Here is a 7,018-nt window from a genome sequence, read left to right on the forward strand (position 1 = left end):
GATAAGCTTCCGATCTTTTTGGTACAGCCCTATATGTACGTTGCCAACAATTATGAGAACTTCAATTTGCTGACAATAAACATAGAGGAACATTCCCATGGCTTTCGTATGGCATATCCCTTTTTAACTCTTTCCGGGGCAAAGTTCTTTTTTGATTTTCCCTTGGCTTATCCGATTTATTTAACCAAGGAGGAGCTGTCTACCCTGGGGATTTTGTATGATGCATACTATGATTTCGGTCTTTTCGGCGTTATGCTTTTCTCTTTGATTTTGGGTATGCTTTCTTCCCGGATTAAAGAGCTTTCAAGGAAAGAGAAAAATCCTTTTGGTGGCGCATTATATATACAATTTGCTTTTTACTTTCTCTTTTCCTTTTTTACCACCTGGTTTTCCAATGCCTCCAGCATTTTTTACTTTGCTGTGACGCTGGTGCTTGCAGTTCTATGGAAGGGATTTGTTCATGAAAAAAATTCTGCTGTATCTTTATAAAATGCTTTTTCCTTTGGGGGTATGTTTTTTCTTTCTGTATTTTCTCCCTAAATTATTGTTCTTTTTTCTTCCCTTTACTCTTGGGGCGATTATTGCTTTTTGCTTAAATCCCTTGATTTCTTTTTTGCAAAAGAGATTTCCGTTTTTTAAGAAGAAGCAAATATCTCTGGTGCTGACCTTAGCTATTTTTGCTTTATTTTTCTATCTTTGCTTTTGTCTTATGCAGTTGGGACTTCCCATGATTAAGCAGCGCATTTCTCATTTGCCCTTGGAAATTCAGGATTTAAAGGGGCAACTGGAGAAGGCGATAGAGGAAAATTTACCATACTTTCCTCCCTCGATTCAAAATCTGCTATCGGATCTTCCGGGCACTTTGGATAGTTTAGGAAGAACCATGATGAATAAATGGACTTCTCCGGCTTTGCAATTTTCCTTGCATGTGGTTAGCGGCTTACCGGAGCTGTTCCTTTACTTGATTATTACCATACTGTCTGCCCTTTGTTTTTCCCAGGAAGGAGCAATGCTGTTATCGATTCTCCATCGAAATATTCCGGAGCAGTTCGGAAAATATATGCAGCTTCTCAAGGAGGACGGAAAAAAGATTTTAAAGGGCTATGTTTGGGCGCAAATACAAATCATGTTTTGCGTGTTTATTCTTTTAAGCGTAGGCTTTTCTTTATTGAGAGTGGAACTTGCGATTCCTTTGGCTTTTTTAACCGCTTTTTTGGATGCCCTCCCCGTTTTCGGCGTCGGTTTTATTATGTGGCCCTGGATGGCTCTGATTTTATTAAAAGGCAAATTTTTACTCTTTTTGGCTCTCTTATTGATTTACGTTCTAAGCCAGATGATTCGACAGATTTTGCAGCCGAAGATCATTGGGGATGCGGTGGGGCTTCCCCCTTTACTGGCTCTGGTTTTCCTCTTTTTAGGCTATAAGCTTTACGGGATTTCCGGAATGGTTTTGGCTCTGCCAGTTGGAATGCTTTTAGTGCGTTTTTATCATTACGGAGCATTCTCCGGATTTTTCTCTGCCGGAAAGGCCTTAGGGAAAATGCTTTTAGACTATGCCGGTGTAAAAAAGGATGAGGAAGTGTAAATGAAGGAGAGCTGTCAGGAAAATCATATTTCATTGCCTGAGGAGTTTTGTGAAAGAATGAAAATCAGGCTGGGGCAGGATTGGGAGGCTTTTTTAGAAGCCTGTTCTATGCCTCCGAAGCGAGGGCTTCGGCTGAACCTACAGAAAGTGGAGGCTCATCCGGATTTTCCGTTAGAGGATTGGAAGGAAAATTGGAAGCTGGAAGAGTTAATAAAAGAATCTTCCAGGGAATACCTTTGTGATGAAGAGTATTTGCAAAGTATAGGAGTGCAAATCGGGCACGATGCCTACCATGAGGCGGGGCTTTATTATATTCAGGACCCTTCCGCCATGTCGGTGGTTCCTTATATGGAGCTTCGCCCCTTTGATCGATGTCTGGATCTTTGTGCAAGTCCGGGCGGAAAGAGCTTACAGATTGCCGATTGCCTAAAGACAGAGGAAGGCGGAATCCTCCTCTCCAACGAATTCATTATGGAAAGAGCCAAAAATCTTTCCAAAAATGTGGAAAGGATGGGGTATAGCCATGTGGCGGTAAGCTCCTGCTCCGCAGAAGAGCTGGAAGAGCAATTTCCGGAATTCTTTTCCAGAATTTTGGTGGATGCGCCCTGTTCCGGAGAGGGGATGTTTCGGAAAAATCCGGAGGCTATAGCGGATTGGTCCTTAGAGAAGGTTTCCCAATGTGCAGCCTTACAAAGAGAGATTCTGGACCATGCCATAGGAATGCTTAGAGAGGGTGGGCTTTTGGCTTACTCCACCTGTACCTTTTCCGAAGAGGAAAATGAAGGGATGCGGGAGTGGATTTTAGAAAAGCATCCGGAGCTCAGCTTCTTGGGAGATAAGCATCTTTATTTTCATAACAGTGTGGGAGAGGGACAATACTATGCCATATTTCGTAAGCAGGGAAATGACCTAAAGAGAGAGGATGTGGACACTTCTAAGCTTTCCATGCTGTGGGAGAAGAAGGCCAAAAAATATTTTTATTATCCCTCATCTTTAAAATGCTTCTTATCCTTGCCTCTTCTTCGCATCGGCATTGCCGTGTTGGAAGAGGGAAAGAAGGGATGGGAATGGAGCCACAGCTTAAGCCATGCCATCGACCTTTCTAAATGGGGAGAGGCTCTTACAAAGCTTCCGGAAAAATCGGTGGAGACCAAATTGCTTTACAGACTCTCCTTAGTAAAAGAAGACAGAAGGGTAGAGGCTTATCTCAATGGACAAGAAATAGCGGTAGAGAAAGAAGAGCTTCGGAATTTTCTTATGGCGGACAGGAAAGGAAAGCTAAACAATAAAAAAAGCGATAAAGAAAGCGATAAAGGATTGGCTCTTTGTGCCTGTGACGGACTTTCTTTAGGCTTTGGATATTACCGAAACGGACGACTAAGAAACCTCTATCCTAAGGGAATACGCTTTAAAAAATAGAAGCATATATTAAAAGTTTGTTATTTCTTTGGCTTGAATTAGATTTTGCTATCGTTTACAATAAGCCATGTTAAAAGGGCAATTTGCCCCCAAAATAGAAATGGAGGAAGATTATGGATCAGCGTAACTCTTTGGCAAGGAAGCGTATAGAGGCCTTGCTGGATGAATCCAGTTTTGTGGAAATCGGTGCCCATGTTTGCAGCAGAAGTACGGATTTTAATGCCGGAGAAAAGCAGGAAGCATCTGATGGGGTCATTTGTGGGTATGGCAGTATTTCCGGTAAGCCGGTATATATTTATGCACAAGACAGAGAGGTACTTTCCGGAAGCATTGGAGAGATGCATGGAAAGAAGATTGCAAGTCTCTATGATACAGCCATGAAGATGGGATGCCCTGTGGTGGAATTACTGGATTCCAGCGGACTTCGTATTCCGGAAGCCACAGATGCTATTTTTGCCCTTTCCACCATTTACGAGAAAAAGGCAAAGGCAAAGGGCCTGGTTCCCCAATATACCGTGATTTTCGGACAGGTAGGAGGAGGTCTTGCCATTCTTCCTTCTCTTTCCGACTTTTCCTTTATGGAAAAAGAGGAGGCCAGATTATTTCTTACCGCTCCTGACGGAGTGGAGGGCAATAAGGATGAGGCTTTTGCGAAAGCGGAAGCTCAGGCTAAGCAGGGAAATCTTGATTTTTACGGCACGGAAGAGGAAATCTTTGCGGAAATCCGTAAGGCTTTTGCCTTTTTGCCTGCCAATAATGAAGATGCCGCTTATCAGGAGGATGTGGAAGACAGCTTAAACCGCAGTGTGGAGGGCTTCTTTGCATTGGCACCGAGAGAGGCGCTGGAAACTCTTTCGGATGAAGGAAGAATCGTTGAAGTAAAGCCCCATTTTGGAGAAGGGGCGGTTACTGCCTTTATTTCCTTAAACGGACAGACTGTGGGTGCGGTGGCTACTAATGGTGAGCCTCTACATTGGAAGGCAGTGGAAAAGATGGATCAATTCCTTCGCTTCTGTAACAGCTATTCTATTCCTATCCTGACAGTGTGTGATGTGCCGGGCTTTGAAAACTGCTCTTGCAATGAAAAGCACATGGCAAAGGCTATGGCGAGCCTTCTTTCCATCTATGGAAATGCTTCCGTGCCTATGGTGAGCCTCGTGAAGAAGGCTGTCGGTTCCGCAGGAGCGGCAATTGGCAGCAAGGGTCTGGGGGTGGACTTGGTTTATGCATATCCCGAGTCTGAGATTTCCATTATGGATGCCAAGTACGCAGCGGATATTTTGTATCCTGAAAAATCCGCTTTCGAGAGAGAAGAGGAAAGTAAGAAATTTTTAGCGGAGAAATCCTCTGCCTTAGCGGCGGCAAAGAGAGGATATGTGGATGATTTGATTTTACCGGAGGAAAGCCGTCAAAGAATTATTTCCGCTTTTGAAATGTTATACGGAAAGGCTAACTTTGATTTTCATAAAAAATTCGGAAGCAACTAGGAGGGGAAAATGAAGAAAATAAAGAAAATATTCCTCCTCTGTACTTTGCTTCTGTCCCTCTTTTTGCTTTCCTGCGGAAAGAAGACTGTGGAAGCGGAAGCCTTGGATCCTTCCACATCGGCTGAACTTGAACAAACGATAGAGCAGTATTTTACCTCTATGGTAACCCAGGATGAGAGTAGTCTTAATCAGGGGATTCAGGAGGCCTACAAGGCTAAGGAAGAGGTTCTCTATAATGCCTTAAATAATTTCAAGAATGACAAAGAGGAGCTGGGAGAATTTCAGGAGGTCAAGGAGAACATTGTCACAAAAGAGAATGGAGAATACAAGTTCCATCTTGTGGCACAGTTCGAAAAAAGAAAATTAGACTTTGATGCATCCTTAAAAGAGGATTACAGCGGTTTTACCTCCATGAGTTTTGTTCCGGAGTACAGTATGGAAGAGAAGATGGCTTCCGCAGGACAAAACTTATTGGTGGGAATGGGAATGGTTTTTGCCGTACTCATTTTCATTGCCTGGATTATCAGCCTGTTTAAGTACATTCACATTTGGGAAGAAAAACACCAAGAGAAAAAGGCTAAGAGAAAGATGCCGGCTCCTACAGCTAAGGCGGTAGAAAAGCAAGTTCCCAAGCGTGTGGTTCCTGTTATAGAAAAAGAAGAAGGTATCCCCGAGGATGTATTAAGCATTGTAATGATGGCGGCTATTGAGGCCTATGAAGCGGAGCAGGTCGTGGAAAATCCTTTTAAGGATGCCAAGGAATTAAACAACGGTCTGGTGGTTCGTTCGATTAGAAGACGGAGATAAGGAGAGATTATGAAGCAGTATACAATTACAGTAAACGGTGTAGCTTATGATGTAACAGTAGAGGAGAAAAACGGCGGTGTTGTTTCCGCTCCAAAGGCAGTGGAGAAATCCGCTCCCGCAGCTTCTGCTCCTGTAGCCTCCGCACCTGCAGCATCTGCTGCCAAGGAAGGCAATGTGGCAGTATCCGCACCAATGCCCGGAAAGATCCTTGCGGTGAAGGCGAAGGAAGGGGACAGCGTAAAGGCGGGAGATGTACTCCTGGTACTGGAAGCCATGAAGATGGAAAATGATATTGTAGCCCCCCAGGATGGTGTTGTGGCAAGCATTAATGTAAAGGTGGGAGACAGCGTAGAATCCGGTGCGAAATTGGCCAGCTTAAACGCCTAAAGTTAGGATAGGAGGATATTTTCATGAATATAGTAGAGACCTTATCCAATCTACTACAGCAAACGGCCTTCTTTCATCTTACTCCGGGAAATTACCTGATGATTCTTGTTGCCCTGGTTTTCCTGTATCTGGGAATTGCCAAGGGATTTGAGCCCTTATTGATGGTACCTATTGCTTTCGGAATGCTTTTGGTAAATATCTATCCGGATATTATGTTAAGCCCGGAAAAGTCCATCAATGGAACCGGGGGGCTTTTATGGTATTTCTTCCGTTTAGATGAATGGACTATTTTACCGTCTTTGATTTTCCTGGGAGTGGGAGCCCAGACGGACTTCTCCCCGTTGATTGCCAACCCCATCAGCTTCTTACTGGGAGCGGCGGCACAGTTCGGTATTTATGCAGCTTACTTTATTGCCATTTTCCTTGGCTTTAACGGAGCGGCGGCTGCGGCAATTTCCATCATCGGAGGAGCGGACGGTCCAACCTCCATCTTCCTTTGCAATAAGCTGGGACAGACGGCATTGCTGGGACCTATTGCGGTTGCGGCGTACAGCTATATGTCTTTGGTTCCTATCATCCAGCCTCCTATTATGCGGGTTTTAACCACTAAGGAAGAGCGGATGTGTAAGATGGAGCAGTTAAGACCGGTTTCCAAGCTGGAAAAAATTCTGTTCCCCATTGTGGTAACCATTGTGGTTTGCTTGATTTTACCCACCACAGCACCCCTTGTAGGTATGCTGATGCTGGGAAATCTTTTTAAAGAGTCCGGTGTGGTAAAGCAGCTAACGGATACTGCGGCGAATGCCATGATGTATATTGTGGTTATTTTACTGGGAACCTCTGTAGGAGCAACCACCTCTGCAGAAGCCTTTTTAAATGTAAATACCTTAAAGATTGTTTTCTTGGGACTGGTAGCCTTTGCCTTCGGAACAGCGGCAGGTGTACTTCTCGGAAAAGTGATGTACTATGCTTCCGGAAAGAAGATTAATCCGTTAATCGGTTCCGCAGGCGTTTCCGCAGTGCCTATGGCGGCAAGAGTATCCCAAAAGGTGGGAGCGGAATCAGACCCGACCAACTTCCTTTTAATGCATGCCATGGGACCGAATGTGGCAGGTGTTATCGGAACGGCGGTTGCAGCAGGAATCTTTATGGCTGTGTTTGGAGTGAAATAGAAAGGGGAAAATATGGCAAAAGTTAAGATTACGGAGACCGTGCTGAGAGATGCTCATCAGTCCTTGATTGCCACAAGAATGCCCAGTGAATTAATGGAGCCTATTTTGGACAAGATGGATCAAGTAGGATACCATGCGGTGGAATGTTGGGGAGGAGCAAC

7 protein-coding genes and 1 pseudogene are annotated in these 7,018 nt (G+C 44.3%); all 8 read left to right on the forward strand.

From position 1 onward, the window contains the following. Positions 1–489: O-antigen polymerase (locus tag ACO4PX_RS07280; protein WP_485572131.1), on the forward strand; the 489-nt coding region annotated here is incomplete at its 5' end. Continuing rightward, positions 461–1,585, forward strand: coding sequence for an AI-2E family transporter (locus ACO4PX_RS07285; RefSeq protein ID WP_448975190.1), 1,125 nt, complete (start codon positions 461–463; stop codon positions 1,583–1,585). The genes ACO4PX_RS07280 and ACO4PX_RS07285, both read left to right, overlap by 29 nt. After that, the gene (locus ACO4PX_RS07290) at positions 1,586–3,004 is read left to right on the forward strand and encodes a methyltransferase RsmF C-terminal domain-like protein (RefSeq protein ID WP_485572132.1); all 1,419 of its coding nucleotides are present in this window, start codon (positions 1,586–1,588) and stop codon (positions 3,002–3,004) included. Between the two features lie 113 nt (positions 3,005–3,117). After that, positions 3,118–4,491 carry a carboxyl transferase domain-containing protein gene (locus tag ACO4PX_RS07295; RefSeq protein ID WP_485572133.1) on the forward strand — a complete coding sequence of 458 codons (1,374 nt, stop codon included), beginning with the start codon at positions 3,118–3,120 and terminating at the stop codon, positions 4,489–4,491. A 9-nt stretch (positions 4,492–4,500) separates the two neighbouring features. Then, on the forward strand, positions 4,501–5,298 hold the full coding sequence (locus ACO4PX_RS07300) for an OadG family protein (RefSeq protein WP_485572134.1): 798 nt from the start codon (positions 4,501–4,503) through the stop codon (positions 5,296–5,298). Positions 5,299–5,307: 9 nt separating this feature from the next. After that, positions 5,308–5,685 (forward strand): biotin/lipoyl-containing protein, encoded by a 378-nt coding sequence (locus ACO4PX_RS07305; protein WP_314635562.1) that lies wholly within the window; start codon positions 5,308–5,310, stop codon positions 5,683–5,685. A gap of 23 nt (positions 5,686–5,708) precedes the next feature. Next, positions 5,709–6,857, forward strand: coding sequence for a sodium ion-translocating decarboxylase subunit beta (locus ACO4PX_RS07310; RefSeq protein ID WP_485521761.1), 1,149 nt, complete (start codon positions 5,709–5,711; stop codon positions 6,855–6,857). 12 nt (positions 6,858–6,869) lie between these two features. Next, positions 6,870–7,018: pseudogene (locus ACO4PX_RS07315) on the forward strand (oxaloacetate decarboxylase subunit alpha); the annotation flags it as partial.

It is taken from the genome of Oribacterium sp. (genome assembly GCF_057249185.1).

Coding starts and splice junctions, on each gene's coding strand:
- ACO4PX_RS07300 (WP_485572134.1), top strand. CDS start 4,501: ATGAAGAAAATAAAGAAAATATTCCTCCTCTGTACTTTGCTTCTGTCC.
- ACO4PX_RS07305 (WP_314635562.1), top strand. CDS start 5,308: ATGAAGCAGTATACAATTACAGTAAACGGTGTAGCTTATGATGTAACA.
- ACO4PX_RS07295 (WP_485572133.1), top strand. CDS start 3,118: ATGGATCAGCGTAACTCTTTGGCAAGGAAGCGTATAGAGGCCTTGCTG.
- ACO4PX_RS07285 (WP_448975190.1), top strand. CDS start 461: ATGAAAAAAATTCTGCTGTATCTTTATAAAATGCTTTTTCCTTTGGGG.
- ACO4PX_RS07290 (WP_485572132.1), top strand. CDS start 1,586: ATGAAGGAGAGCTGTCAGGAAAATCATATTTCATTGCCTGAGGAGTTT.
- ACO4PX_RS07310 (WP_485521761.1), top strand. CDS start 5,709: ATGAATATAGTAGAGACCTTATCCAATCTACTACAGCAAACGGCCTTC.